This window comes from Chromohalobacter sp. 48-RD10 (assembly GCF_029889785.1).
In the GTDB taxonomy this organism is placed as follows: domain Bacteria; phylum Pseudomonadota; class Gammaproteobacteria; order Pseudomonadales; family Halomonadaceae; genus Chromohalobacter.
On sequence record NZ_JARANX010000014.1, the window covers coordinates 36,479 to 62,603 of the forward strand.

Below are 26,125 nucleotides of genomic sequence, written 5' to 3' on the forward strand. Positions count from 1 at the left end.
GTCCAAGTGCCCAAGTGGGTCTTTGCCTCCGCCATCGCCGGGGACCCTGCTCCTCGGAGTGGGCCGACTGGTTCAAGTATCGGTGGCTTGTGGAGCCGATCGGCAACATACCGCCGGCCGAATGAAAATCGCTGTATTATGAGCAACAGGGTCAGACCAGGAAGGCAGCCTGACTCGAGCCAACGGGTCTCCGATAAAGTCGGGGCGGTTCACTGGGGGCCATTGCCGCTCATGGTTCATCACGAGGCGGGCGGTGGGTCTTCGGCTGGCCTGGCTCTTCGGTTGTGCGGGAATTCTGGTAGCATGCTCGGTCATTCCCTTCACGATGATATAGGCGGCAGACACCCGTGTTTCCCCCGTTTTTGCCTTCTAGCAGGTTACCCTCTCATTTCTTTCCCGAAGGGCAGCTGCCGCGTGTTCTGACATGGCTCGGGCTGGTGGCGACTTTCCTGTATGCGGCGGGCCACATTGTGTGGCCGGCGGTGGGCCAGCAAGCGGGCACGCTGATGGCACTACTGGGACTATTCGCGGTGTTGTGCTGGGGTCGGGAGCTACGCGCGTCGGCGCCGTTGTGGCTGTTGTTGGCGATTATCCTGGTTCAGTTACTGAGCTGGGTGCTGGGATATCTGCATCATCCACAATGGGTGCCGGATAACCCCGAATTGGATCGTATGGCCAAGTGGTTTCTGTTTATCGGCATGGCCTGGTGGCTGGGTGGCAGCTCTCGGCTGACGTTATGGGTCTGGGCGATAGCCGTGCCGGGTTGGCTGCTGGCAGTGTGGCTCGAGGGCCATGGCTGGCAGAGCTGGCAGCGGGGCCTGGCAGGGCAGCGGGTCGATTTCGGGATTCACAATGCCCAGCATGTGGCGATGCTGTTCGGGGCGGCTGCCCTGGGGCTGGCGTCCTTCGCGCCGCGCATGCTGAGGGCGGGGCGCTTGGCCTGGGGGCGGCGTTTGGCCTGGGGAATCATGGCGCTCGTCTGCCTGGCGGGGGTTGTCGTGACTCAGACGCGAGGCGTCTGGCTGGCGTTCAGCGCGGCGGCTCTTGGCATGCTGGGGGGCTGGGCCTGGCGAGCTTGGCAGCTTAGTGGGTCTGCCCAGGGCGCCACACGTCGAGGGGTGGCAGCCGCCATCGGCGCCTTACTGGTTATCGGGGTGTTGGCGGCGGCCTTCCATGACACCGTCGAGCGCAGGGTGATGGCCGAACGGGAGGTGATCGCCAGCGTCATCCAAGGCGACTGGAGCGGAGTGCCCTATTCCAGCGTGGGTATTCGAATTCACTCCTGGCGTGCTGCCACCGAGTGGATCGCTGAGCGCCCCCTCGTCGGCTGGGGCGGGGAAGGGCGCAGTCTGGTGATGGAGCAGACGGAGTGGCTGCCCGACAGCGTTAGTCAGCGCTTCGGCCACCTTCACAATACCGTCCTGGAAGTGCTGGTCGGCTATGGCTTGCTCGGTGCGAGCGTAGTGGCACTGCTGGCCATCTGGGTGGCGCGGGGGACCTGGCTGGCTTGGCGTGGCGGTGCGCTGCCGGGCGATGTAGCGTTGTTTGGTGCTGGCTTCTTTGTGTTTTTCATGATCGCCAATCTGTTCGAGTCCTATCTGGCCTTTTGGTCCGGCGGCTATGTGTTCACCCTGGTCATGGGCGGGCTGGTCACCCATATCTGGCGGTGGCAGCGCGCGACCGGCTCGTCGGTTTTCGGCTGGCGCCGGGAGGGCCGATGAGCTTCCTGGTGGTACCTTCCCTCGGGATGGGCGCAGTGGGCGCCATGATGGCGTCAGACTAGGTTCGGCTCAACTACAACCTGCCGAGGAAACCACATCATGCGTGTGTCAGCGGTTAAAGGGAGCTGGCTGCGGCTAGCGGTCATGCTGGTGTTGCTGGGGAGCCTGTCCGGCTGCGCGATGTTCGCGCCGGCACCGCCGGAACGGCAGTCCAATATCTGCGAGATCTTCCGCGAACAGCCGGACTGGTATGACGCGGCCAAGGCTTCGGAGCAGCGCTGGGGAACGCCCATCTCGACGCAGATGGCCTTTATCGAGCGGGAGTCGTCCTTCCGCAGCCATGTGCGGCCGCCGCGCACCTATCTGCTGGGCTTCATTCCCTGGAAGCGACCGTCTTCGGCCTTTGGCTATGCCCAGGCGCTGGATCCGGTGTGGGACGAGTATCATGACGATGTCGGCGGTATCTTCGCCAGCCGCTCGGACATGGAAGACGCTACTGACTTCATCGGTTGGTATAACGCGCGCACTCAACGCATGACCGGGGTATCGCTGAACAATCCACGGCATCTTTACCTGGCCTACCACCAGGGCCAGGGCGGCTATAACCGCGGCAGTTACCGTGGTAAGCCGGCCGTGCTACGCGCCGCCCGCGAGGTAGCCACCAAGGCCTCGCGCTACCGCTCGCAACTGCCGTCCTGCGAAGCCGAGTTCCAATGCGACGCCTTCTATCAGGTGTGGCCCTTCTGTCGGGGGTGAGGGGGCAGGAAAGAGGCGCGATGCCAATTTGTCAGGCCCTGATGCGTTACCCGTATAACTGTAGGGCCTCGGATGAACGTTGTGGGCACATCGAGTGCTACTGTCGCGAGTTTCGTAACGGCCCCGGCCTCCATGCCCACCATCGACGTGATCCTCGAGCTTTCCCCCGCCGCTTGCGGCGTGGCCTTATCGGGAGGTCATGGCGTCGCCCCAGCTTGCCACGAAGTCGGCCGGGGATAGCGGGCGGCCGAAGTGGAAGCCCTGGGCCTGGTCGCAGCCCAGTCGGGCCAGTTCGCGGGCCTGTTTCGGTGTTTCCACCCCTTCGGCGATGGCCTGCATGCCCAGGCTGCGGGCCATGGCGATGATGGTTTCCACGATGGCGCGCTCGTGGGGGCCGTCGAGCATCTCGCGCACGAAGGAAAGGTCGATCTTGAGGGTGTCGGCATCGAAACGACGTAGGTAGGCCAGCGAGGAATAGCCGGTGCCGAAGTCGTCGATCGAGAGGGTGTAGCCGGCCTTGCGCAGGGTCTGGGTGATGGCGATGGCCTGTTCGGCGTCGCGCATCACGTCGCTTTCCGTCAGTTCCAGGTCGATGGACGAGGTTGGTGTGTGGCGGGTCAGCTCGGCGATGCGCCGGGCCAGGTTCGGGTCGGCGAACTGCTGGGCCGAGACGTTGATCGACAGCCGGCCCGGCAGGGGATGGCCGTTGCATCGCCAGGCGGCCAGTTGGCACGCGGCCTTTTCGAGCACCCATTCGCCCAGCGGACGAATCAGTCCGCGCTCCTCGGCCAGCGGGATGAACTCCCCGGGGCTGACCCAGCCCCAGTCCTCTTCGTACCAGCGGCATAGCGCCTCGGCCCCCACCAGCTTGCCGCTGGCGAGATCGAACTTCGGCTGATAGTAAAGCTCGAGCTTGCCCTCACCGAGAGCTCGGTGGAGTCGTTCGGTCATCCGCTGGCGGCGCTGCAGGGCCAGGGTCATCGAGGGGGCGAAATGGCAGGTGCCGTCGGCCTGGTGCTTGGCGTGGTAGAGGGCGGTGCTGGCGAACTTGAATAGCTCCTCGGACGTGTCGGCATCCTGCGGGTATTGAGCGGTACCGATGCTGATCGAGAGCGTAAAGTGGTGGTGGTCGAGGGTGAGGGGGCGGCCTACGGCTTGGCGCATGCGCTCGAGGCATTGTTCCAGCTCTGGCGCCGAGGCTCGGGGGACCAGCAGGGCGAACTCGTCGCCGGAGAGCCGGGCCAGGCGCTCGTGCGGTGCCAGGGCAGAGTGCAGTCGTCCGCCAAGGATCGCGAGCAGGCGGTCGCCTACCTGATGGCCCAGGGTGTCGTTGATTTCCTTGAACCGACGGATGTCGATCAGCAGCAGTACCAGCGGGTAATGGTTGCGCTCGGCAGCCTGCCGGTGATGGTTCAGGTCTTCCATGAAGTGAATGCGATTAGGGAGGCCGGTGGTGCCATCGGTATAGGCCAGCTGGTGCATGCGTCGGTGGTCGTTGCGACGTTCCAGCTCGGCGGCGGCGCCGGTGGAGAGTATACGCATCACCGAGGTGGCGAAGGCGTCGGCCTCTAGCGGCTGGCGATACAGCACCATGATGAAGCCGATGGGCTCGCCTCGGGTATTGTCCAGCCGACGGCCGATCCAGGCACAGGTATCCGCCGGGAAGCCCGGCAGCCCGGCGGGGCCTTCGTGCTGGATCATGATCTCCTGTTCGTGGAGCAGCGTCGCGCAGGGCGTGCCAGCCAGGGGCAGGCGGCAAGGTGGCAGGCTTTGCTCATCGGAGAGGGCGCTGATCAGGCTGATCATGGTCTCGTCGGGAGGGGACGAGGCAACGGCTCCCGTCGGAGGTAGCGGTTCCAACAGGGCGACGAGACCGGCATCGGCTTCGAGGGTGCGGGTGAGCGTGTCCACTAGATGATGGAAGTAGTCGTCTCCTGTTTGGCTGGTGACGGTGGAGGCGATCTGCGTCACTGCTTCCTGCACACGCTGGGCTTCGTGCTGCTCGGTAATGTCGGTGATGAAGCCTTCCAGGCTGTCGACCTGGCCGTTGGCGTTGAACACCGCCTGGCCCTGTTCCCACATCCAGCGAAGGCCGCCGTTGGCGGTCTGCAGGCGATAGACGATCTTGAACGGCTCTCGCCGGGCGATGGCCTGCTGCACCATATCGTCGGCGTGCTGTCGATCATCAGGGTGTATGAGCTGCGCATAGCTGATGTGCCGGCTCTGGACAAGGTCATCGGGGGAGTAGCCGGTCAGGTCGGTGGCCCCTTGACTGACCAGCAGCATGGTCCAGTCCGTGTCGTTGAGGCAGCGGTAAGCCATGCCTGGCAGATGATTGAGCAGGGTGTTCAGCCGGCGCTCGCTCTCGCGGGCGTGACGCTCGCTTGCCTGCAGGGCGCACTCGGCTTCTCGTCGGCCCAGTTCGGCACCAGCCTGGGTCGCGGCGATGCGCAGCAGCTCGTACTCCTGGTCGCTGGGCGCGATGGGACGGTTGGCGAGGACAGCTAGAAATCCCAGGTGGGCACCGTCTGTCGTGAATAACGGCAGTCCCAGGTAACTCTCGGCCTCAAGCTCCTGCAGCATGCTGTCATGGGGGAAACGGGACTGCACATTGCTGGGGTACAGGCACATTGCGTGGCTGGCCACCGTCTCGCAGGGCGTGCCGGCCAAGGCATACTGTACGTTTGCCAGATGCTGCCCCCAGGACCAGATGGCCAGGGTCTGGGCCTTGCTGTCCTGCACTCGAGCGATCAGGGCATGGTCGACCGTGAGAAGCTGGGCCAGCCGCTCCACCAGTGTGTTGAAAAAGTCAACGGAACCGCTGTGACCAAGCCCTTCGGCGAGTTGCCGGAAGGCCTCCTCGGCAGTGATCCGAGCAGGCATGAGTGCACTCTCCCAGGTCATGGATGTCCGGTGCCGTAGTGTACGGCATCATATCCAGAGGATGCGGGCTCTGGCAGGCATATGGCAAGACCCGGTGGTTCGGGTGCAAGTAAAGCCGTGTAGTGTCCGGGATGATCAAATAGAGAGGGAGCTCCTGCAGCAATTCATCCGGGAGCACGTTCATGGACATCAAGCTGCATAAACAAGCGACCACGACACCGAAGATCCGGGCCGATATTCAAGCAGCGCCCTCCAGCATCACGGACAGTGAGCTTGCCCGCTAGTATGGTGTCGCCACCGCGACCATCCGGCGCTGGGGGTACGTGACAATGTCTACGGCCGGTCGCATACGTGTCACAACCTGCTGGCCACGCTCACGCCCGAGCAGGAAGAAGTGCTGATCGCGGCTCGCGATTTCTTTCGCCTCGGCCTGTATGACCTCCTCGTCGTGGGGCGTGAGTTCCTGAACCCCTGCCTGTCACGCTCCGGGCTGCATCGCATGCTCCAATGGCGCGAGGTGCCAACACTGGCGGAACTGGCTCGGCAGGACGCCGGAGATGACGAGAAGCCACGGCACAAGTCCTTCAAGGACTACGAACCGGGTGATGTGCACATTGGAGTTCCCCCCGATTCAGTGGACGGTACACGGCTTTAGCCTGAGGCTGCCGTATGCTGTCGCTCGAACTGGATAGGACTGGCATAGCCAATCGCCGAGAGGCGGCGGTGTGGGTTGTACCATCCCTCGATGAAGGCGAAAACCGCGTGTTTCGCTTCCGTCGGCGTGGCGAATCGGTTCCTGTCGAGCAACTCGCATTCCAGGGTGGCAAAGAAGCTCTCGGCCATCAAGTTATCGTAGCGGCGGATTCAATTGGTTGTCGCAACATCTCGATATTGGAGGTGTTGCATGGGACGATCACGTGGCTGGGGCGCTGAACAGACGGGGCGGGCACCGATGCGTTCGCCTGGCCGACCGGGCGTCAATCAGCGGGATGCCAAGCGCGCGTTCTGGGAGCGCATTACTGAGGGTCTATCGAGTGAGGATGCAGCCATGGCGTGTGGTGTATCGCAGCCGGTGGGATCACGGTGGTTCCGCGAGGCAGGAGGGATGGCACCGGCCAGCTTGGCGCCGCACTCAGGGCGTTATTTGTCGTTTGCAGAGCGCGAGGAACTGGCGCTGTTGCGGGCCCAGGGTCATGGGGTTCGCGAGATCGCCCGTTGTCTGGGGCGGTCGCCGTCGACAGTCTCGCGCGAGTTGCGCCGTAATGCTGCCACCCGGGGTGGGATGCTGGCGTATCGGGCCACGGTCGCACAGTGGAAAGCGGAGCGGGCCGCCAAACGGCCCAAGGTTGCCAAGCTCGTCAAGAATGATCGGCTTCAGGCGTACGTGCAATCACGCCTCGCCGGCGTGGTGGCCGATGCTGAGGGTAGGCCCATTCCCGGCCCCAACGCCCCCTGGAGGGGACGGCGACATGGTCGCCGAGCCGACCGACGATGGGGAACCAGCTGGAGCCCCGAGCAGATCAGCCGGCGACTGCGGGTCGACTTTCCGGATGATGAGACGATGAGGATCTCTCACGAGGCGGTCTATCAAGCCCTCTACATTCAAGGCAGAGGCGCACTGCGACGCGAGCTGTCCGCGTGCCTGCGAACTGGCCGGGCGTTGCGGGTGCCTCGTGCGAGGAGTCGGCAACGAGGCAAACACTTTATCTCACCCGAGGTCATGATCAGCCAGCGCCCGGCGGAGGTTGCCGACCGTGCCGTCCCCGGCCACTGGGAGGGCGACCTGATCATCGGACTGAACAGCTCGGCGATCGGCACCCTCGTTGAGCGCTCAACCCGGTTCACGTTGCTGCTGCACTTGCCGCCCATGCCTAATCATGGATCTGGTGCCAGAACCAAGAACGGGCCGGCATTGGCAGGTCACGGGGCCGAGGCTGTTCGCGATGCCATTGCCACCAAGATCGCGATGCTGCCCGAACAACTGCGCAGATCGCTGACCTGGGACCAAGGCGCGGAACTGGCTCAACATGCGCAGCTACGGATTGATACTGGCCTGGCGATCTACTTCTGTGACCCCCACAGTCCCTGGCAGCGTGGGACCAACGAGAACACTAATGGTCTGCTGCGCCAATACTTCCCTAAGGGGACCGACATCAGCAGGTATTCCGAGCATGAGCTTGACGCTGTTGCGAATACCCTCAACAGCAGACCCCGAAAAACACTGGACTGGAAAACACCTACTGAAGCTCTCAAAGAACTATTATCCTTGGCATCATAAGCCAGTGTTGCGACGACCCCTTGAACCTAAGCAGTACGTGTCGATCCGCTATACAGAGCGCTTGGAGGAAGCCGGCATCGCCCCGTCTGTCGGGAGTGTCGGCGACTCATATGACAACGCGCTGGCCGAGACGGTGATCGGGTTGTTCAAGACGGAGGTGATCCGCCGAAGTGGGCCATGGCGGCACCTGGAAGCCGTTGAGTTCGCTACCCTGGAGTGGGTCGACTGGTTCAATCATCGGCGGCTCTTGGAGCCGATCGGCAACATGCCACCGGCCGAGCGAGAAGCGCTGTATTATGAGCAACAGGGTCAGGCCAAGAAGGCGGCCTGACTCAAACCAGCGGGTCTCCGAGAAAGCCGGGACGGTTCAACCGGCAGCCTCACCCGTATGTTTGAGTCCGACATGTAACCGGGGAAGGCGATCGCGGGATGCCAAGGGAGTGCGGCCCCGATGCCCCGATGCCCCGATCGCTGGCGGAGCGTCCGTAGTAGTCCGCGGCCGGGAAAGCCGGTCACATGGCGAAGGGGCGCAGCTTGAGTGCTGGTAGAGCCGATTAACTGACCGTAGAGAGGTGAAGACCCAAGCTGGCGACATGGTCGACAGAGGATGGTCAACGCAGGTTCGACCGTCTGCTGCGACTGATGGCTGATCGGACGTGGCTGGCCGAAGCCGCCCGTGTGACGCTGGCATCTTCAGGTGCCTACTCGCCGGGTATCGATGGGATCGGCAAATCGACGCTGGCACCGGTGCTTGATGAGGAGCTGACCCGCCTGCAGGCCGAGTTGCTCTCGGGCGATTACCGGCCTTCGCCCGCCCGACGCGTCACCATCCCCAAAGCCAATGGTGAGCTACGTCCGCTGGGGATTCCCACGCTACGTGATCGGATCGTACAGCGCGCCATGCTGATGGCCATGGAGCCGACTGGGAGAGCGATTTGCACCGCGACTCTTACGGCTTCAGGCCGCAGCGCAGCGTGCATCATGCGATCCGCACCATAAAGCTTCAGCTGCTGGACGGCACCGAGGCCAAGGGGCGCTGGGTCATTGAAGGCGACCTGGCGAGTTACTTCGACATGGTGCATCACCGGTTGCTGATGCGCTGCGTGAAAAAGCGTATCCGGGATCGGCGTTTCCTGATCCTGCTCTGGCGATTGATCAAGGCAGGCCACGTAGATCGGGGACTGTTTCGTGCGTCGAGTGAAGGCGTTCCGCAAGGTGGGGTGATTTCACCGTTACTGTCCAACATCATGCTCCACGAGTTTGATGTGTATCTGGAAGCGAAATACCTGAGCAAGAAGCGCGCAAAGATCGCTGGGCCTGGAACTTCGGCATCCTGCAGGGCCGGCCCATTACGATTCGCGAGAATCGTCAATGGAAACCGGCCGTAGCCTACTGCCGATACGCAGGTGACTTTTTCGTTATCGTCAAAGGAAACAAGCATCATGCCGAAGCGATCCGCACGGAATGCCGGGAGTTCCTGGAGGGCGAACTACAATTGACGCTGAATATGGACAAGACCCATATCACCCACGTCAACGACGGCTTCGTCTTCCTGGGGAACCGCATTATCCGCAAGCGCGGGCCACGAGGCACGATGCTTCCGGTAAGCACCATTCCTCGAGAGAAAGCGCGGGCGTTTGCCCACAAACTCACCGCACAACTCTCCGGCCATGACCACGTGAACAAGATCGATCAGGTCGAAACCATCAATCGGCAACTGGCCGGATGGGCGAACTTCTACCAGTACACGGACTATACCGCCATGGTGTACCGGCATGTAGACCGCGTGGTTTTCTGGAAGCTGGCGCACGGGCTGGCCCGTAAGTACAAGACATCGACCCGATCACTGATGCGGCAATGGATAAGGCGGCCCACGCCTGAGCAGGCCAAAACGTGGTTGCTCTGGGGTCGTAGCGGGAGCGGCAATCTATGCGGCAGCGCGTTGCGGCGGCTGGTGACCAGTCGTAAGCAGCGCTTCCACTGGCGTACGCCAGCAGGGAATCCGCATCTTGCCGAGTATCGAAATCGGTGGGCCACCACGTCCGGTTACCGTGATGTCGCATTGGCGCTTAGCCATGCTTGAGTGGAGAGCCGTATACGCTGAGAGGTGCACGTACGGTTCGGAGAGGAGAAGCAGGGAAATAGTGCGACTACGCCCTGCTTCTTACTCTACTCCCCATGGCACGTGGGTCCATGTACCTGGTGGCTATCCTGGACTGGTACAGCCGCCGTGTGCTGGCTTGGCGAGTATCGAACACTCTGGATGCGGACTTCTGAACCGACGTCCTGGAGGATGCCCTGGCGCAGCGTGAAGTACGAGTGCGTCTACCTGAAAACGTATCGCGCCATGCTAATCTGAGGGACCTTCTCTTTATGAAGCAACTACGGCGGTGAGGGCGACAACGGGGCCATCTTTCATGCCCGGCTTAAGTGGTTATGTGCGGAAGGTATATACGCTAGCGTTAAGTTGGTCTTTATATTCTAAATCGATATAACGTTAGAACCATTTTGGCGTTACTCTAGGGGTATGTTTTCCTATGGAGCCGTCATGAATACCTTTGCTCTCTCCCAGGGTGATACGCACGGGGGGCGACCCGACGTCGCCGGTTTTTTCGATCCTCGCACCTTCAGCATCCAGTACGTCGTCAGCGACCCCGCCACGCGCCGTTGCGCGATCATCGACCCGGTGCTCGATTACGATGAGAAGTCCGGCGCCACGGCGACGTTCCAGGCCGATGAGCTGCTGGCCTACATCGAACGCGAAGGGCTCGAAGTCGAGTGGATTCTGGATACCCATCCGCACGCGGATCACTTTTCCGCCGCGCGCTATCTGCATGACAAGACCGGCGCACCTACCGCCATCGGACAGCCGGTTACCCAGGTTCAGACCTTGTGGAAGGCGATCTACAACTGGCCGGATCTGCAGGACGACGGCAGCCAGTGGGACTACCTGTTCGACGAAGGAGACACCTTCAAGTTGGGCGAGATCGATTGCCGCGTGATGCACTCGCCGGGTCACACGCTGGCCTCGATCACCTACGTGGTGGGCGATGCCGCTTTCGTTCACGACACCCTGTTCCAGCCTGACTTTGGTACTGCTCGCGCCGACTTTCCCGGCGGCAGCGCTCACCAGCTGTGGAATTCGATTCAGGCGATCCTCGCGCTACCCGACGAGACGCGCCTGTTCACCGGTCATGACTATATGCCCGAGGGGCGCGAACCGCAGTGGGAAAGCAGCGTGCGCGAGCAGCGCGAGACCAACAAGCATCGCTTGGGCGACAGTAGCGAGGCCGAGTACGTCGAGCTTCGCAATCGTCGCGACAGCGAATTGCCGATGCCGAAGCTGATCCTGCACGCGCTGCAGGTCAACATCCTCGGCGGCCGTCTCCCCGAACCGGAAAGCAACGGCAAGCGCTATCTGAAATTGCCGCTCGACGCCCTGGAAGGCGCCGCGTGGGAGTGAGAAGGCGTCGTCGCCAGGCCACATCGCGTCGCGCCGAATCTACCAACGGGAGCCAACCATGAACGAATCGACAGCCGTTAATGAAACGCAGACCGAACACGACAAGCGCCATGACGTTGTCATCATCGGCGGTGGAGCGGGAGGCATCGCGGTCGCCGCGAGTCTTCACAAACGCCGTGCTGACCTCGATATCGCCATCGTCGAGCCGGCAAAGGATCATTTCTATCAGCCCGGCTGGACGCTGGTGGGCGGTGGCGTGTTCACTCCGGAGCAGACCCGGCGTTCGATGCAGTCGGTGATGCCGAGCTTCGTGACCTGGCACCAGACCGCCGCAGAGCGGCTGCAACCAGATACACGCCAGGTCGTGCTGGGTAATGGTTCGACGCTCGGCTACCGGGCGCTGGTGGTCGCGCCGGGTCTCGAAATCGACTGGCAGGCGATCGACGGCCTCGAGGAGACGCTGGGCAAGAATGGCGTGACGTCGAACTACCGGTTCGATCTGGCGCCCTACACCTGGTCGCTGGTTCAGGCCATGCAAGGCGGCAAGGCGCTCTTTACCCAACCGCCGATGCCCATCAAGTGCGCCGGTGCGCCACAGAAGGCGATGTACCTTGCCTGTCACGAGTGGGAGAAGCAGGGCGTTCTGAAAAATATGGACGTTCACTTCCATAATGCCGGCGGTGTCATGTTCGGCGTCTCGGACTTCGTGCCGGCGCTGGATCAGTATGTTCAGCGCTACGGCATCCATAAGCAGTTCCAGCAGAACCTCGTCGCCGTGGATGGTCCGGCCCAGAAAGCACGTTTTCGTGTCACGAGCGAGGAGGGTAGCGAAGAGATCGAGACCGAGTTCGACATGCTTCACGTCGTGCCTCCGCAGCGGGCGCCTCGGCTCGTGCGTGATTCGCCCCTGGCCAACGAGGGCGGCTGGCTCGATCTCGACGCCGACACTCTCCAGCACGATCGCTTCAGTGATGTTTTCGGTCTTGGCGACGCTAGTGGCACCGGCAACGCGAAGACGGCTGCCGCCGTGCGCAAGCAGGCGCCGGTGGTGGCGGACAATCTGGTCGCCTCACTCGAGGGCAAGCCAATGCCTTCGGGCTACCTGGGCTATGGGGCCTGTCCGTTGACCGTCGAGCGCGGGCGCGTGGTGCTGGCAGAGTTCGGTTACGGCGGTCAGTTGCAGCCGACATTCCCCTCATGGATCAACCAGGCCACACGGCCAACCAGGCTTGGTTGGAACATCAAGGCACAACAGCTCCCCTTCATTTACTGGAATCTGATGCTCAAGGGACATGAATGGTTGGCCAAGCCACAGGCGCGCACTTGATCGCTGCCGGCGGCATGTTCCTGCGGCTGGGACACGGCTCGAATAGCGAGGCCGGCAGATCATGAATCAGCCGCGTAAAGCCGGCCTGGCACGCTGGCTGCCGGTCTTCGACTGGGGACGGCGCTACAACGCTCAGTGGCTGGGCGAAGATCTGCTGGCGGCCGTGATCGTGGCGCTGATGCTGATCCCGCAGGCGTTGGCCTACGCCATGCTGGCGGGGCTCCCGCCTGTGGTAGGGCTGTACGCGAGCCTCGTGCCGCTGGTCGTCTATACCCTGCTGGGGAGCAGCGCGACGCTCTCCGTCGGTCCGATGGCGGTGGTATCGCTGATGACGGCATCGGCGCTGTCGCAGGTAGCCGAATCGGGGTCGCAGGACTATATCGTCGCGGCCCTGGTACTGGCGCTGCTTTCCGGCGCCATTCTACTGATCATGGGACTCTGCCGGCTGGGCTTTCTGGTCAACTTCCTGAGTCACCCGGTGATGACCGGCTTCGTCAGCGCCTCGGGTGTGCTGATCGCGGCGAGTCAGTTTAAACAGCTGCTCGGTATCGATCTCTCAGGCTCGACGCTACCGGCGCTGTTGTCCCAGCTACCTACGGCACTGGGTGGCGTCAGCCTGCCGACCGTGAGCATCGGGTTGGGGTCGCTCCTGCTGCTGTGGCTGGTACGGCGGTGGGGTAAGCCCGCCCTGGAGCGTTGCCATGTACCGCCCCGCGTGGCGGGCGTACTGGTCAAGCTGGCGCCCATCGTTACCATCTTACTGGCGGCGTTGGTGGCCAGTGCGGCGGGGTGGCTCGGCCGCGACGTTGCCGTTATCGGCGCGATTCCCGCCGGGCTTCCGCCGCTGACCTTGCCCGACTGGGAGCCGGGGCTGTGGCGTTCGCTGATCGGTTCGGCGGTGCTGATCAGCATTGTTGGCTACGTGGAGTCGGTCTCGGTGGCGCAGGCGCTGGCGGTGCGCCGCGGCGAACGCGTCGACCCGGATCAGGAGTTGATCGGGCTGGGCGGGGCCAATCTGGCAGCCTCGTTCACCGGCGGTATGCCGATCACCGGCGGTTTTTCCCGCTCCGTGGTCAATTTCGATGCCGGCGCTCGCACCCCGGCCTCCAGTGCGTTCACCGCGGTGGGTATCGCGCTGGCCATGCTATTTCTGTCGCACTGGTTGCGAGAATTGCCAATGGCGACGCTGGCGGCGACCATCGTCATCGCCAGCCTTTCACTGATCGATCTGGCAGCGTTCAGGCGCGTCTGGCGCTATGCTCGCGGTGAGGGCATCGCGATGTCGGCGACGGCGCTGGCAACGCTGATACTGGGCGTGGACGTGGGCATTCTGGTCGGTGTCGCCATGTCGCTGGCGCTGCACCTGTATGGCACCAGTCGGCCGCATAGCGCGGAAGTCGGGCGCATTCCCGGCACCGAGCATTTTCGCAACGTCCGCCGCCATGCCGTGGAAACCGACGCCAGGGTCACCATTCTGCGCGTCGACGAGAGCCTCTATTTTGCCAACGTTCGCCACCTGGAAGACCTGGTCACGGTGGTGGTCAATCGCGACCCGCCGCCACGGGACCTGGTGCTGGCTTGCCAGGCGATCAATGTCATCGACGCGACGGCGCTAGAGAGTCTCGAGGCGCTCAACCGGCGCCTTCAGGACCGGCAGATCGGGCTGCATCTGGCCGAAGTAAAGGGGCCGGTGATGGATCGATTGAGTCGTACCGAGCTGCTCGACACGCTCAATGGCCGGGTTTTTCTGAGCACCTTCGATGCCTGGAGCGAGCTGCATGGCCGCGATGCGGCGCCGTTGAGTCATCCGTGTATCGAGTCGCCGGCGTCCGGGCATTCGGTGATTGCCGATTGATGACAATGGTGATGAAGATACTGGCAAGAGGAACGAGATGGAAACGATGAGTGCGTTGCAGGGGCTGCTGGGCGGGGTTCTGATCGGGCTTTCCGCCACCCTGCTCATGGGGCTGCTGGGCCGGATCGCCGGCATCAGCGGAATTCTCTCCGGGCTGATTTTCGAACGCGGCGGTGATAGGCCCTGGCGCTTTGCGTTTCTGCTGGGCATTGTCTCGGGGCCGGGATTGTTGATCCTGGTCGGCCTGGATTGGGGCAATGTGGCAGGCGGCAGCGGGATGGTGGTCGGTGTCCCGGCAAGTGGGCTGACCACGATGTTGGTGGCCGGCTTGCTAGTCGGGTTGGGCACCGGTATGGGTAGCGGCTGCACCAGCGGACACGGGGTCTGCGGGTTGGCGCGCCTCTCGTTCCGCTCGATGGCCGCGACGCTCGTCTTTGTGCTGGTCGCCATGCTGACAGTGTTCGTTTGGCATCACTGGCTGGGAAGCACGGCATGAAGGCATTGGCAGGCTATTTGGCAGGTTTACTGTTCGGGCTCGGCCTGGCGGTCAGCGGCATGACCGATCCGGCGCGGGTCATCGGCTTTCTCGATGTTGCAGGCGCCTGGGATTCAACCCTGATTTTTGTGCTGGGCGGTGCCGTCGTTACCACGTTCATCGGTTACCGGCTCGTCTGGCGACGCCAGATGCCGCTATTCGAATCCCAGTTTCAACTACCCACACGCCGTGACCTCGACGCCCGACTGATGGGCGGCGCCGCACTTTTCGGCATCGGTTGGGGGCTTTCCGGCTATTGTCCGGGGCCGGCGATCGCTTCGCTACCGGGGCTGAGCTGGCCGCTGGCAGCATTTCTTGTGGCGCTGGTACTGGGTTGGTGGTTGGCGCGTCGGCTCTCTCCGGCTCATTAGTCAGTGAGTTCATCCTGACATCATCACCGTTCGCCAAACTGCGGGGGGAATGGGTGAGGTAAAATGGGAGAGACATGCGCGTACTACTCGTCGAGGACGATGAGTCGGTGGCGGCAGGCATCGAAGCGGGCCTGGCGCTGAGCGACTTTGTCGTCGATATCGTGACCTCGCTGGACGGTGCACGTGGGGCGCTAGCCGTGATCGACTACGATGCTGTGGTGCTCGACCGCCGTCTGCCCGATGGCGATGGTCTGACGCTGCTGCAGCAGTGGCGGCGCGCGGGCGTTGCCATGCCGGTGTTGATACTGACGGCGCGAGATGCCGTGGCTAGTCGTGTCGAAGGGCTGCAGGGCGGCGCCGACGATTACCTGGTCAAACCCTTCGACCTGGATGAGTTGACGGCGAGGCTTCAGGCGCTACTGCGCCGTGCGGTGGGGCAGGCGGATGCCTCGCTGCGTCACGGGGCGCTGACGCTGGATCCGGCCGCGCGAAGCGTCACCTTGAACGGGCAGCCGGTGACGTTGGTACGACGCGAGCTGATGTTGCTGGAGGCGCTGATGCGGGCTCGTGGGCGTATCCTCAGCGCAGACCAACTGAAGGATAGCCTTTATGGTATCGATGATGAAGTCGAGAGCAATGCCCTCAACGTGCATATTTATCAGCTTCGCCGCAAGCTGGGACGCGAGATGATCGAGACGGTTCGCGGTGTAGGGTATCGCCTCGCTACCCCTTCTGGAAATGGTACGTCATGAGCCTGCGGCTGCGCCTGGTGGCTACGCTCGGCATCACCCTGGCATTACTGTGGGGAGGCACGGCGGCCTGGTCGATGCGCGATCTGTCGACGCAGCTCGAACATTCTCTGGATCAGCGTCTGGCACAATCGGCGCGCATGGTGGCGGGGCTGATGGATCGTGTGCCGGCGGAGCTGTGGCGTCGTAAGGCGGGCAATATGTCGACCATTCCGGCGCTTGAGGGTGTGGCCTGCCGGGTGTCGTCGCTGCGCGGACAGGTGGTCGCCGGTACGCACCCCGAGATGAACGACGTGCTGAAGAGCGACCGCGAGGGCTATCGTTATCGTGAGCACAAGGGACAGCGTTGGCGCGTCTACACATTGGTGGATGACGACAAGCGTATCACCGTGGCGGATCGGCTGCGGGAACGCACGGCGCTTCTGGAGCAGGTCCGCCGTGCCGCCTTTTATCCCTTCCTGCTGGCTTCGGTCGGCAGTCTCGTCGCGCTGTGGTGGGGCGTGGCGCGGGGGCTCTCGCCACTGGCGCGCTTGCAGAGACGACTGGTATCGCGTGCCGACGGCGACCTCTCGGCATTGCCCATGCGTGGTTTGCCTGCTGAAATCCGGCCGTTGATCGATGGTTTCAATACGCTGTTGCTGCGCACGCGGCGCGTGCTCGACATGGAGCAACGCTTCACCGACGATGCTGCTCATGAGCTGCGCACGCCATTGACGGCCATCCGCACCCATCTACAGGTCTCGCAACGGGTCGAAGGGGAGCAGCGTCGCTATGCGCTGCAACAGGCGGAAGCCGGTGTGGCTCGCCTGTCGAAGACCCTTGATCAGCTGTTGCTGCTGGCGCGCATGGAAAGTGAGGCGGCACTGCAGGATGACCCCCAGCAGGCGGATTTCCACGCAGCACTGGACATGGCCATGGCGGAGACCGGCTGTCGAGATTATTGCCGTATCGATGTGGATGCCAACTTACGGCATGTCGCCATCTCGGATTCGATGCTAACGACCGTACTACGTAACCTGCTCGAGAACGCACGACATCATGGTGAACCCGAGGCGTCGATCGATATTCATGCCTGGGCCAGCAGCAACGGAGTCGTGATCGAATTGGCCAACCGTGGCGAGACGATTCCGCCGGAGCGGCTGGCCAGACTGACAGAACGCTTTCAGCGTGGCCACCACCCGCGTGGCAGTGGCTTGGGTCTCTCGATCGTCGACGCCATCACCCATCGCGCAGGCGGCAGCCTGGCGCTGGAATCGGGTGCTGGCGTCGGCCTGCGTGTGCGCCTGCGCTTGCCCCTGGCGTGATATTACCCCGGCATGCGGCCAGTGCTCAGGGCGCCTCGCCGCCCATGATCTCACGTAGCTTCTCGGGCGACGGCGCACCCATCACGCGATGCACTTCCTCGTCGTCGCGATAGAAGGTGACGGGTGTGGCGTGAAGCTGATTGTTAGCCATGAGTTGAGTGTTCTCGCTGACGTGGCGCTCACTCTCATCGCTGCCCTTGATGTCCGGCATGGTGTCGGTGCGGTAATGCTCGGCGATGGCTTCACTGGGGTTATCGGCGCTGAGCAGGGCGGCGGCCTTGGGTCCACTACTGGGCTTGAGGACACCGACCATCAGGTGTCGAATCTGCACCTGGCCGCTCTCGACCCAGGGTTGGGCATCTTCCCAGAACTTACGGCAATACGGGCAGTTGGGGTCACTGAAGGTATACACCACCCGTTCGGCGTCTGCAGAGCCATCTCTGACCCAATGCTGGTCGGCCATCTTGTCCCAGAGCTTGGCGTTCTTGGGACCATTGACCAGCTTCTGCAGTGTGTCCGCCGCGACATTGTTGCCCTGAGCATTGATTAGGGTGCCCACTACGGCATGCTGGCCGTCCTGGGTCAGGTACGCCGCCACGGTCTGGCCTCTGGCACTGGCGGCGTAGCCTGTCAGGCCGCTCGGAGCGTCGAACTGACCATGGAAGGTTAAACCTTGCTGCTTCAATGCTTGCAACGGTTTGGGAAGCTCATCGGCACTGGCGGGCAGGCTCGCCGCCAGGGCGATACCAGCGCCCATGGCGAGTGTCAGTGGCAGAGAGGCTTTGCGAGCGTTGTGGGTGGTCGGCATGTTGGTGGTCTCCATCATGGGAAGAAGCATCAGGGGTCGATCTGTTCGAGACTACGGTCGAGCGTGGCACGTGAAAGCTCGCCGAAATGGGTGTCGATGAGGGTGCCGTTGGCATCGAAATAGAGCGTGGTTGGCATGGCCATGGCACCCACTTCCTGGCCGAAGGCCATGTTCGGATCGCGGTAGACGTGATCCAGTGCCAGGGACTCCTGTTCGAGAAAGTGCTTGAGTGTGGCGGTATTCTCGCCCTGGTTGACGAATACGAAGGTCACGTCATCGCGCTCCTGCTGGGCTTGCTCCAGCATCGGCATCTCGCGACGACAGGGTGGGCACCAACTGGCCCACAGATTGACCACCATGGGCTGTTGGTCGGCTTGGTCCCGAATGGTCGACAAGGGCAGTGTCTCGCCGCTGCTGGCGGTCAGTGGCGTCGTCGGCAGGCTGGTCTGCTGCGTGTGCATGACGGTCAGCGCCCCTGCCGTCAACGACCAGGCCATCGCGCCAGATACCACTGCACCGGCGAGCGCCTTGCGCTCTGCGGGGAAGCGCCACAACCGCCAGGCGAGATAGGGCGCGGCCGCAGCCAGTCCCGCCAGCGGTTCAAACCCTCTGTCGCGAATATCCAGCCATGACCAGACGGAGTCGTAGCTCTCCCAGTAGAGCGCGATGAACACGACGCGCGCTCCCACCAGGCCGATCAACAGCGCATTGAACAGGCTGTCGCCCACACGGACCTGGCGGCGTCGGCCCAACCAGGCACCGACGGTCAGTGCCACAATCAGCACGACGATCAGCAACAGCTGGCCCAGGCTCATGCCGAGCGGACCGATGGCGATACTTTGCTCCAGCGGGCTCATGAGCTGTCTCCTGTGGTGGTGCTGGCTGGCTGTCTGGCCTGATCAAAGCGCTCCAGGAACGACTCGGCATCCAGTTCTCCAATGATACGGGCGCTGCGTTGCTCCTGGCCGTCAGGGCCGAACCACATCAATGTCGGCGGACCGACGACGCTGAAGTGCTGCATGATTGCCTTATCCATCGTGTCATACTCGGTGACGTCGATACTCAGGCGCTGCACACCCTGCATTGGGGTCTTGACGCTCGGGTCGGTGTAGACCTCCTGCTCGATCACCTCGCAGGAAATGCACCACTCGGCGGTGAATTCGACGAGGGTCATCTGGTCACGACTCGCCGCTTTCGCGATACGGTTGTTGAGGGCTTTCAGGTCTTCGACCTCATCGAACGTGAGTGGTTGGTTATCCGTCGAGACCGATTCGTTTGCCTTCGAAGCGTCGTCAGTCGGCGCGTAGACTGCCAGCGGGCGCCATGGGTCATGACCGCCACCGGCAGCACCGGTCAGCACCAAGGCGCTCCACAGGCCGACAACGACTGCCATGGCGGTTGCGACCTGAGACATCACTCCCGAGGCGTTGTCACCACGGGCCAGGGCGCGCAGCGAAACGGCAAAGCCCAAGCCGAGAGCGCCCCACAACCCGAGCACAATGGCGTCCGGTATTACGCGGGCGACGAACCAGATCGCCATGCCCAGCAGGATAAACCCGAACAACGCGCGGACACGCACCATCCAGATGCCCGGGCTGGGCAGCAGACGGCTACCGACCGTACCGATCAGTACCAACGGAGCCCCCATGCCCAGGCCAAGCGCCAACAGTGCGGCTCCGCCCAGCCAGGGGGTGCCGCTCTCGGCGATGAATAGCAGGGCGCCTGCCAGTGGTGCTGTCATGCAAGGGCCGACGAGCAACGCCGACAGCATGCCCATGACGGCTACTCCTTTGAGGCGCCCGCCACGCTGCCGAGACATGCCGGCATCCAGGCGATGGCGCAGGGCGCGAGGCAGTTCGAGCTCGAAGGTGCCGAACATGGCCAGTGCCAGCACCACGAACACGGCGGAGAAGATGCCAATGAACCAGACATTCTGGAACAGCATCTGTAGATTGGCGCCGGCCATGGCAGCGGCGACCCCAAGCACGGCATAAGTAGCAGCCATGGGCAGCACAAAGGAGAGCGATAGAATGAAGCCTGCTAGCCGCTGGTTCTCTCCGCTGCGACGCTGCCCCACGATCAGGCTCGACAGGATCGGGATCATTGGCAACACGCAGGGCGTGAAGGTCAACAGCAGTCCCAGGCCGAAAAACACCAACAGGGTCCATCCCCAGTTGCCATTGGCCAGTTGGGTCGCCAGTTGCTGATCATCTGCCTGGGATGCACCGGGATCGGCTGAAGAGCTTAGTGTCTCGTTCGATGAAGCACTGGCGCCAAGGTCATTCGGAGTGCCTTTGCTTCCTGAGGCATCAGTCTTCGAGATGTCGGTCGTCGAAGCATTCACTGTCGAGGCGTCAGTGGCTGAAGCACCCTCGGAGAGTGGCAGGTCGAAGGTACGCTGCTGGGGCGGGTAGCAGAGGCCGGCATCGGCGCATCCCTGCCAGTGCAGGGTGATCGTGTCGGCATCACCGGGTTGCGTGGTCATGCGCAACCCATGGCGGTAGACCTCGGAGCGGCCGAAGTACTCGTCCTCGATGGCCTCGCCATTGGGAAGGTCTAGCGGTAGCTCGCCCTCTGGCGTTGCGGCAGAAAAGCGATGGCGGTAGAGATAGTAGCCGGCTTCAATGTCCCAGTCGGCTGTCAGGGAATCACCACTCTGCGAGAGCTTCAGTGTAAAAGCCTGATCTGGAGGCAGGATATCCTGTTGCTGCGCCTGGGCAGAGGCGGTCAGTCCGCACAACACCAGCATGAGTGCGGCGTGTGCCATCCCAGAGCGCAAAAATTCAAGCAATGGTCTCATCATCGAGCGTACTGCCAGCATTCCAAGTGAATGGCACAAGGCTGAACCATCGAGATGAGCTGAACATGAAATGGGTGTCGCCTATCGAGGGCAGCACTCCGAGCTCAACAGTAAGCTATTCCGTTGTGTAAATGAGCATTTTGAATCGATTTGAACGCCGGATGGGGGAGCGCAGCGAGTTTTCAAACAAAGTGCAGACCATGAGCTTCATTGTTACCGACCACCAGGGGTGACGTCTGCTCGGTGCCCCATATCTGCGCCCACCGTCTCCGGCTGACAAGTGAGCGCAGGCGACAATACCGGCAACGATCGTAGTGTTCGGCCTCCAGGCATCATCCGCGAGAGGAAGCAGCCGTAGGCGATGTCGTCGCCGCGGACTGGCGTTTCCAGTAACCGGCCAACAGGGAGCCAGACACGTTGTGCCACACCGAGAACAGTGCCCCGGGTAATGCCGCGCCAGCGCTGAAGAACTGGTTGGCCAGGGTGACCGCCAGCCCGGAGTTCTGCAGGCCGACCTCGAAGGCGATGGTGCGTGATGTAGGCGTATCGAAGCGCAGTGCACGTGCGATGCCATATCCCGCCGCGAGACCGATGGCATTATGCGCAATGACCGCCAGCGCGACGATCGGCCCCAGCGTACTCAGTCGCCCGGCATTGAGTGCGACCACGATGGCGATGATCAGGACAATGGCGGCCATGGCCAAGGTCGCCAGAGCCGGTTCCACACGCTGGATATGCGAGCCCAGCAGGTGATGGATCACCACACCCAGCACGATGGGGGCGACCACCAGTTGCGCGATGCTCATCAGCATGCCCAGCACCGGGACATCGATGCTCTGACCCAGCAGCAACAACGTGATCAACGGCGTGGCGATGACCGAGATCAGGGTGGATACCATGGTCATCGACACCGACAGTGCCACATGGCCTCCGGCCAGCCAGGTCATCACGTTGGAGGACGTGCCGCCTGCCGTGGCGCCCACCAGCACCATGCCAATGGTCAGTTCGGTGGAAAGTCCCAGGAGTTTTGAAACCAGCAGCGCCGCCAGCGGCATCACCAGAAACTGCAGGACAACGCCCACGGCGATGGGCTTGGGCGACTTCACCACCCGCACGAAGTCGTCCTTGGTGAGCGTCAGTCCCATGGCGAACATGATGATCACCAGCAGTGTCTTGATATAGCCGGCCAGTCCGGTGAAAAATTCAGGTACAAGGGCCGCGATGACCGCCAGCAGGATGGCCCAGACGGGAAACAGGCGGTTGATGCGTTCGAAGATTGACATGGGGGGTCCAGGCGTTAGCAGGTGTGATTGTGAGCAGGCATATGATGCCGCAATGACCCGATGCTCGAAAGTCGACCTTCTGCGCATCACAACGTGCTGCCGAGGTCATGGCATCGCCTTCACTCGATATTCTCGATATGTGTAGGGTCCTGGGTGATCTAGATGTGTAACCCCACCAGTTTGTTCACGAGTAGACCCAACCGGCTAACCGGAGGGCGATAATCCAGGCTGGCATGCGTTCGTAGCAGCCTGATGCGGGGGGGGGGTAGGATTGAGCGCTCCTGCCTCTTGGGTTGGCGGTGCGCGTCAGGCGTCGGGCCCGGCGAGGTGCGTCTGATCGCGGCCGGCGTGCTTGGCGGCGTAGAGCGCGGTATCCACGCGCCGAAAAAGCTCGCCGAAGGCCTCACCTGGTCGCTGCTCACCTAGGCCGGCGCTGACGGTCACGGCGATGGTCTGGCCGTCGGTCACTGGCACGCGTCCCTTCCCGATATTGGCGCGAACGCGCTCGACCACTTTCTGGGCTTGCTTCGCCTGAGCCCACGGCATCACGATCACGAATTCCTCGCCGCCGACGCGGGCAACCAGATCGCCGTCACGCAGGTACTGCGCCAGGCGCTCGCTCAACCAGACCAGTATGCGGTCGCCGATGTCGTGGCCAAAAGTGTCGTTGATGGCCTTGAAGTGGTCGATATCCAGCACCGCCAGCGAGAAGAGTGGTGCGCCGCCCTCCCTCGCTCGCATCAGTCGCTCGATGTACTGCTCAAGGCCGGCACGGTTGGGCAGGCCGGTCAGATGGTCTGTGATCACCAGGTCGGCCATGCGGTCACGCTCGTCGCGCATGCGTTCGATCTCGATCTCGTGGACGATGACCCGCCCCCACTATCAAGCTAGTTGGAGCCTCAGCGGCTGTTAGACTCTGAACGATGTGGGGCGTGACGAGGTTCCGATGAAGTACTCCGACGAGCGCCGGGAAGCCATCCTCAAGAAGCTGCTCCCGCCGCATAACCGCACGGTGGCGGAGGTGGCCCAGGAAGAAGGTATCTCCGCGGCGACACTGTATACTTGGCGCAAGAAGGCTCGGCAAGCAGGCCGCCTTCTGCCGGACCAGAGTGATGACCCTGAGGGCTGGAGCTCGCAGGACAAGTTCCACGCTGTACTGGAAACGGCGGCCCTCAGTGAAGCCGAGCGTGCCGAGTACTGCCGACAGCGCGGCCTCTATCCTGAGCAGATTCAGCGCTGGCGGGCGAGCTGCGAAGGCGCCAACGACCGGAGTGATGTCGCCTCCAAGCAGCAGAATGAAGCCCGCAAGGCGGACCGCCAGGAGAACAAGGATCTCAAGCGTGAGCTGCGCCGCAAGGAGGCCGCTCTCGCGGAAACCGCAGCCCTCTTGGCGCTGCGAAAAAAGGCCCGAGCGATCTGGGGGGACGAGGACGAATGATCAGCACTTCAGATCGCCAGGACGCTGTACAGCTGATCGATGAGGCGCGTGCCGAGGGAGCCCGCCTGCAAACCGCATGCGCAGAGCTCGGCATCGGTACCAACACCTACCGCCGTTGGGGTCGGGGCGCTCAAGATCGCCGGCCTCAGGCCGTGCGGCCTGTCCCGCGCCATGCCCTGTCACCTGAAGAGCGTCAGCAGGTGCTGGAGATTTGCCATCGTCCCGAGTTTGCCAGCCTGCCGCCCGGGCAGATCGTGCCTCGGCTGCTGGACGAGGAAGGGCTCTACGTGGCGTCAGAGTCCAGCTACTACCGCATCCTCCGGGAGCGCGGCGAGCAGCACCAGCGTGGCCGCGCTCGTACCCCACGCCCCAAAGGGGATCCTCAGCGACACCGCGTGACACGTCCCAATGCCTGTTGGAGTTGGGACGTGACGTACTTACCGACCCGGGTGCGTGGGCAGTTCTACTACCTCTACATGATCGTCGACATCTACAGCCGCAAGATCGTCGATGCCGAGGTCTTCGACCAGGAGTCCATGACCAACAGCAGCGAGGTCATCCAGCGCGCCGTTTTGCGCGAAGGCTGCATCAACAAACCGTTGGTGTTGCATGCTGATAATGGCTCTGCCATGAAAGGGTCGACGCTTCAGGCGACACTGCAGCGACTGAACATCACCCCGTCGTACAGCCGCCCCCGAGTCTCCAATGACAACGCCTTCTCGGAGTCGCTGTTCAGGACCTGCAAGTACCGGCCCGACTACCCGGCGGACGGCTACGAGAGCCTGTCAGCGGCGCAGCAGTGGGTGACCGGCTTCTTGCACTGGTACAACCACGAGCACCGCCACAGCGCCATCCGCTTCGTCACCCCGGTGGAGCGGCATGCCGGCCAGGATGACGAGGTTCTGGCAAGGCGGGATGCCATCTATGCCGAGGCGAAACGGCAACACCCGGGGCGGTGGAGCGGCGCTACCCGCAACTGGACGCCACGTCGGACGGCCTGGCTGAATCCCGATCAGGAAGACCCGATCTTCATGCAGGATCAGCGGTTAGAAGCCGCGTGATCACGTGTTCCAACAATCTTGACAGGCATCGATCCCGGATCAAGGAAAACGCATGAAAAACCGCTCTACGACGGGCTTCGTAGCGTTTTACCAGTAGGAGGTAATGTAGTCATTAACGGCATTTGCTCATGGATGACCCGATGCTGGCACCGTCGCTTATGCACCATGTATCGATCGTTCCCGACTTTCGCCAGGCTTGGAAAGTGCAGCATCAGCTATGGGGTATCCTGTTTCTGACCGTCTGTGTCGTTATCTGTGGTGCCGAGGGGTAGGGCAAAATCGAAAATTTTGGTCACGCCAAGCTCGATTTTCTCCGCGAGTATGGCGTTTTTGAGGTCGGCGTGCCGTTGGCCAGGGTGATGGCGCTGGTCAATGCGGAGCAGCTCCAAAGCGCCTTTGCCGAGTGGATGAAGTCCTGCCATGACTTAACTGATGGGGCGGTTGTGGCCATCGATGGTAAGACGCTCCGCGGCTCGTACTGCCGCGGCAAGGGCAAAGGGGCGATACCCCCCTCTGTCAGCCTAGTTGTCCAGCTGGCGATTTTGCCTGAATCCACATCAGAGTGGGCGGCATAGGATTGTTCATGCCACGTTATTCCGAGGAACGTAAGGCCGCGGTGCTAAAGAAGCTACTACCGCCTGACAATCGCAGTGTGGCGTCGGTGGCCGCCGAGGAAGGCATATCGGACGCGACCCTGTATGGTTGGCTGAAAACATGCCGTCGACAAGGAGTGCCTGTGCCAGGGAACCGTAAGACCGGAGATGATTGGTCAGCTGACGCCAAACTGGCTGTGGTAATTGAAACGGCTTCTCTATCAGAGACCGAGCTTGGCACGTATTGCCGGAAAAAGGCATATACCCTGAACAGGTTCAACGCTGGAAGGAAGCCTGCCTCCAGGGTGCCGGCATGCAGGAAAGCCAAGATAAAGCCGCTCAAAAGCAGCAGCGCGATGACCGCCGTACGATCAAAAAGCTGAAGGCCGACGTCCGTCGCAAGGATCGAGTTCTGGCAGAAACGACCTCGTTGCTGGTGCTGTCAAAAAAGCTCGAAGCCTTGTACGGCGAAGCCCCGGACAACGAGGAAGACTGACGTCGTTGCGCGAACGTACAAGGCTGTTGAGACACTTTGATGAGGCGGTGGCTGATGGCGTGGTGCTGGGGCAGGTCAAGACGGCGGAGAAGTCCAACGAGATAACGGCTATTCCTGAGCTACTCAAGCTGCTGAATCTGAAAGGTTGTCTGGTAACAACCGATGCCATGAGCTGCCAGAAGAAGACCGCCACGCAGGTCCTGCAGAAGGACGCCGATTACCTACTCTCGATGAAGGAAAATCAACCAGCCTTAGCAGATGCCTTTGAGGCGGCGTTCCCCATCGCCAAGGTGGGCGGTCTCAATGACCAAGTGCAACACGTAACCCATCAGGTACCGTGTTGCCATGAACTACTGCTATCGCCACCTTACTGCTGAAGACCGAGCTGCCATCATGATGATGCG

The 26,125-nt window shown here is 62.3% G+C and carries 20 protein-coding genes and 6 pseudogenes; 19 read left to right on the forward strand and 7 right to left on the reverse strand.

The annotated features are described in order from the left end of the window. Positions 1 to 347: 347 nt before the first annotated feature. Complete coding sequence (locus OP496_RS13350) at positions 348 to 1,721, forward strand: O-antigen ligase family protein (protein WP_280564202.1); 1,374 nt, start codon at positions 348 to 350, stop codon at positions 1,719 to 1,721. A 99-nt stretch (positions 1,722 to 1,820) separates the two neighbouring features. After that, the gene (locus tag OP496_RS13355; protein WP_280564203.1) at positions 1,821 to 2,477 is read left to right on the forward strand and encodes a lysozyme-like domain containing protein; all 657 of its coding nucleotides are present in this window, start codon (positions 1,821 to 1,823) and stop codon (positions 2,475 to 2,477) included. 186 nt (positions 2,478 to 2,663) lie between these two features. On the opposite strand, the gene OP496_RS13360 is transcribed toward OP496_RS13355, so the two are convergent. Beyond that, a complete protein-coding gene (locus OP496_RS13360) occupies positions 2,664 to 5,360 on the reverse strand; it encodes an EAL domain-containing protein (protein ID WP_280564207.1) in 2,697 nt (898 codons plus the stop codon). A 182-nt stretch (positions 5,361 to 5,542) separates the two neighbouring features. Here OP496_RS13360 and OP496_RS13365 point away from each other — a divergent pair. Continuing rightward, positions 5,543 to 5,976 (forward strand): annotated as a pseudogene (locus tag OP496_RS13365) (IS481 family transposase); the annotation flags it as partial. Positions 5,977 to 6,011: 35 nt separating this feature from the next. Here OP496_RS13365 and OP496_RS13370 read toward each other — a convergent pair. Next, positions 6,012 to 6,215: pseudogene (locus tag OP496_RS13370) on the reverse strand (IS3 family transposase); the annotation flags it as partial. 49 nt (positions 6,216 to 6,264) lie between these two features. Here OP496_RS13370 and OP496_RS13375 point away from each other — a divergent pair. From OP496_RS13375 to OP496_RS13425, 13 genes and pseudogenes are all read left to right on the forward strand, one after another. Beyond that, entirely contained in the window at positions 6,265 to 7,638 is a 1,374-nt protein-coding gene (locus OP496_RS13375; RefSeq protein WP_280564209.1) for an IS30 family transposase, read from the forward strand. A gap of 31 nt (positions 7,639 to 7,669) precedes the next feature. Further along, a pseudogene (locus OP496_RS13380) lies at positions 7,670 to 7,969 on the forward strand (integrase core domain-containing protein); the annotation flags it as partial. A gap of 311 nt (positions 7,970 to 8,280) precedes the next feature. Next, complete coding sequence (locus OP496_RS18375; RefSeq protein WP_348522009.1) at positions 8,281 to 8,637, forward strand: hypothetical protein; 357 nt, start codon at positions 8,281 to 8,283, stop codon at positions 8,635 to 8,637. After that, positions 8,574 to 9,026, forward strand: coding sequence for a reverse transcriptase domain-containing protein (locus OP496_RS18380; RefSeq protein WP_348522010.1), 453 nt, complete (start codon positions 8,574 to 8,576; stop codon positions 9,024 to 9,026). The genes OP496_RS18375 and OP496_RS18380 overlap by 64 nt, the downstream gene beginning before the upstream one ends. 107 nt (positions 9,027 to 9,133) lie before the next feature. After that, a complete protein-coding gene (locus tag OP496_RS18385; RefSeq protein WP_348522011.1) occupies positions 9,134 to 9,721 on the forward strand; it encodes a group II intron maturase-specific domain-containing protein in 588 nt (195 codons plus the stop codon). Between the two features lie 68 nt (positions 9,722 to 9,789). Beyond that, a pseudogene (locus OP496_RS13390) lies at positions 9,790 to 9,912 on the forward strand (IS3 family transposase); the annotation flags it as partial. 274 nt (positions 9,913 to 10,186) lie between these two features. Next, positions 10,187 to 11,101 carry an MBL fold metallo-hydrolase gene (locus tag OP496_RS13395; RefSeq protein ID WP_280564210.1) on the forward strand — a complete coding sequence of 305 codons (915 nt, stop codon included), beginning with the start codon at positions 10,187 to 10,189 and terminating at the stop codon, positions 11,099 to 11,101. Between the two features lie 58 nt (positions 11,102 to 11,159). After that, complete coding sequence (locus OP496_RS13400; protein ID WP_280564213.1) at positions 11,160 to 12,428, forward strand: FAD/NAD(P)-binding oxidoreductase; 1,269 nt, start codon at positions 11,160 to 11,162, stop codon at positions 12,426 to 12,428. 61 nt (positions 12,429 to 12,489) lie between these two features. Next, entirely contained in the window at positions 12,490 to 14,283 is a 1,794-nt protein-coding gene (gene sulP, locus OP496_RS13405; RefSeq protein WP_280564215.1) for a sulfate permease, read from the forward strand. A 37-nt stretch (positions 14,284 to 14,320) separates the two neighbouring features. After that, positions 14,321 to 14,779, forward strand: a complete 459-nt coding sequence (locus tag OP496_RS13410) for a YeeE/YedE family protein (protein ID WP_280564217.1) — start codon at positions 14,321 to 14,323, stop codon at positions 14,777 to 14,779. Beyond that, entirely contained in the window at positions 14,776 to 15,189 is a 414-nt protein-coding gene (locus tag OP496_RS13415) for a DUF6691 family protein (protein WP_280564218.1), read from the forward strand. Before OP496_RS13410 ends, OP496_RS13415 begins: the two co-directional genes overlap by 4 nt. 74 nt (positions 15,190 to 15,263) lie before the next feature. Beyond that, positions 15,264 to 15,941 (forward strand): response regulator, encoded by a 678-nt coding sequence (locus tag OP496_RS13420; protein WP_280564219.1) that lies wholly within the window; start codon positions 15,264 to 15,266, stop codon positions 15,939 to 15,941. Beyond that, positions 15,938 to 17,242 carry an ATP-binding protein gene (locus tag OP496_RS13425; protein WP_280564220.1) on the forward strand — a complete coding sequence of 435 codons (1,305 nt, stop codon included), beginning with the start codon at positions 15,938 to 15,940 and terminating at the stop codon, positions 17,240 to 17,242. Before OP496_RS13420 ends, OP496_RS13425 begins: the two co-directional genes overlap by 4 nt. 25 nt (positions 17,243 to 17,267) lie before the next feature. Here the strand turns inward: OP496_RS13425 and dsbG are convergent, their stop codons facing one another. The 5 genes from dsbG to OP496_RS13450 all read right to left on the reverse strand — a co-directional run bounded on the left by dsbG (position 17,268) and on the right by OP496_RS13450 (position 22,973). After that, positions 17,268 to 18,050, reverse strand: coding sequence for a thiol:disulfide interchange protein DsbG (dsbG, locus tag OP496_RS13430; RefSeq protein WP_280564222.1), 783 nt, complete (start codon positions 18,048 to 18,050; stop codon positions 17,268 to 17,270). A gap of 29 nt (positions 18,051 to 18,079) precedes the next feature. Beyond that, the gene (locus OP496_RS13435) at positions 18,080 to 18,907 is read right to left on the reverse strand and encodes a TlpA disulfide reductase family protein (protein WP_280564223.1); all 828 of its coding nucleotides are present in this window, start codon (positions 18,905 to 18,907) and stop codon (positions 18,080 to 18,082) included. Continuing rightward, positions 18,904 to 20,817 carry a protein-disulfide reductase DsbD gene (gene dsbD, locus OP496_RS13440; RefSeq protein ID WP_280564224.1) on the reverse strand — a complete coding sequence of 638 codons (1,914 nt, stop codon included), beginning with the start codon at positions 20,815 to 20,817 and terminating at the stop codon, positions 18,904 to 18,906. Before dsbD ends, OP496_RS13435 begins: the two co-directional genes overlap by 4 nt. Positions 20,818 to 21,182: 365 nt before the next feature. Beyond that, positions 21,183 to 22,133 carry a bile acid:sodium symporter family protein gene (locus OP496_RS13445; RefSeq protein WP_280564225.1) on the reverse strand — a complete coding sequence of 317 codons (951 nt, stop codon included), beginning with the start codon at positions 22,131 to 22,133 and terminating at the stop codon, positions 21,183 to 21,185. Between the two features lie 306 nt (positions 22,134 to 22,439). Then, positions 22,440 to 22,973, reverse strand: a complete 534-nt coding sequence (locus OP496_RS13450; RefSeq protein WP_280564226.1) for a GGDEF domain-containing protein — start codon at positions 22,971 to 22,973, stop codon at positions 22,440 to 22,442. Between the two features lie 106 nt (positions 22,974 to 23,079). Between OP496_RS13450 and OP496_RS13455 the strand changes: the two are divergent. The 3 genes and pseudogenes from OP496_RS13455 to OP496_RS13465 form a co-directional block, all read left to right on the forward strand. After that, positions 23,080 to 24,632 (forward strand): annotated as a pseudogene (locus OP496_RS13455) (IS3 family transposase). Positions 24,633 to 25,538: 906 nt separating this feature from the next. Continuing rightward, complete coding sequence (locus OP496_RS13460; RefSeq protein ID WP_280564227.1) at positions 25,539 to 25,721, forward strand: hypothetical protein; 183 nt, start codon at positions 25,539 to 25,541, stop codon at positions 25,719 to 25,721. A gap of 56 nt (positions 25,722 to 25,777) precedes the next feature. Beyond that, a pseudogene (locus OP496_RS13465) lies at positions 25,778 to 26,098 on the forward strand (ISAs1 family transposase); the annotation flags it as partial. Between the last annotated feature and the right edge of the window lie 27 nt (positions 26,099 to 26,125).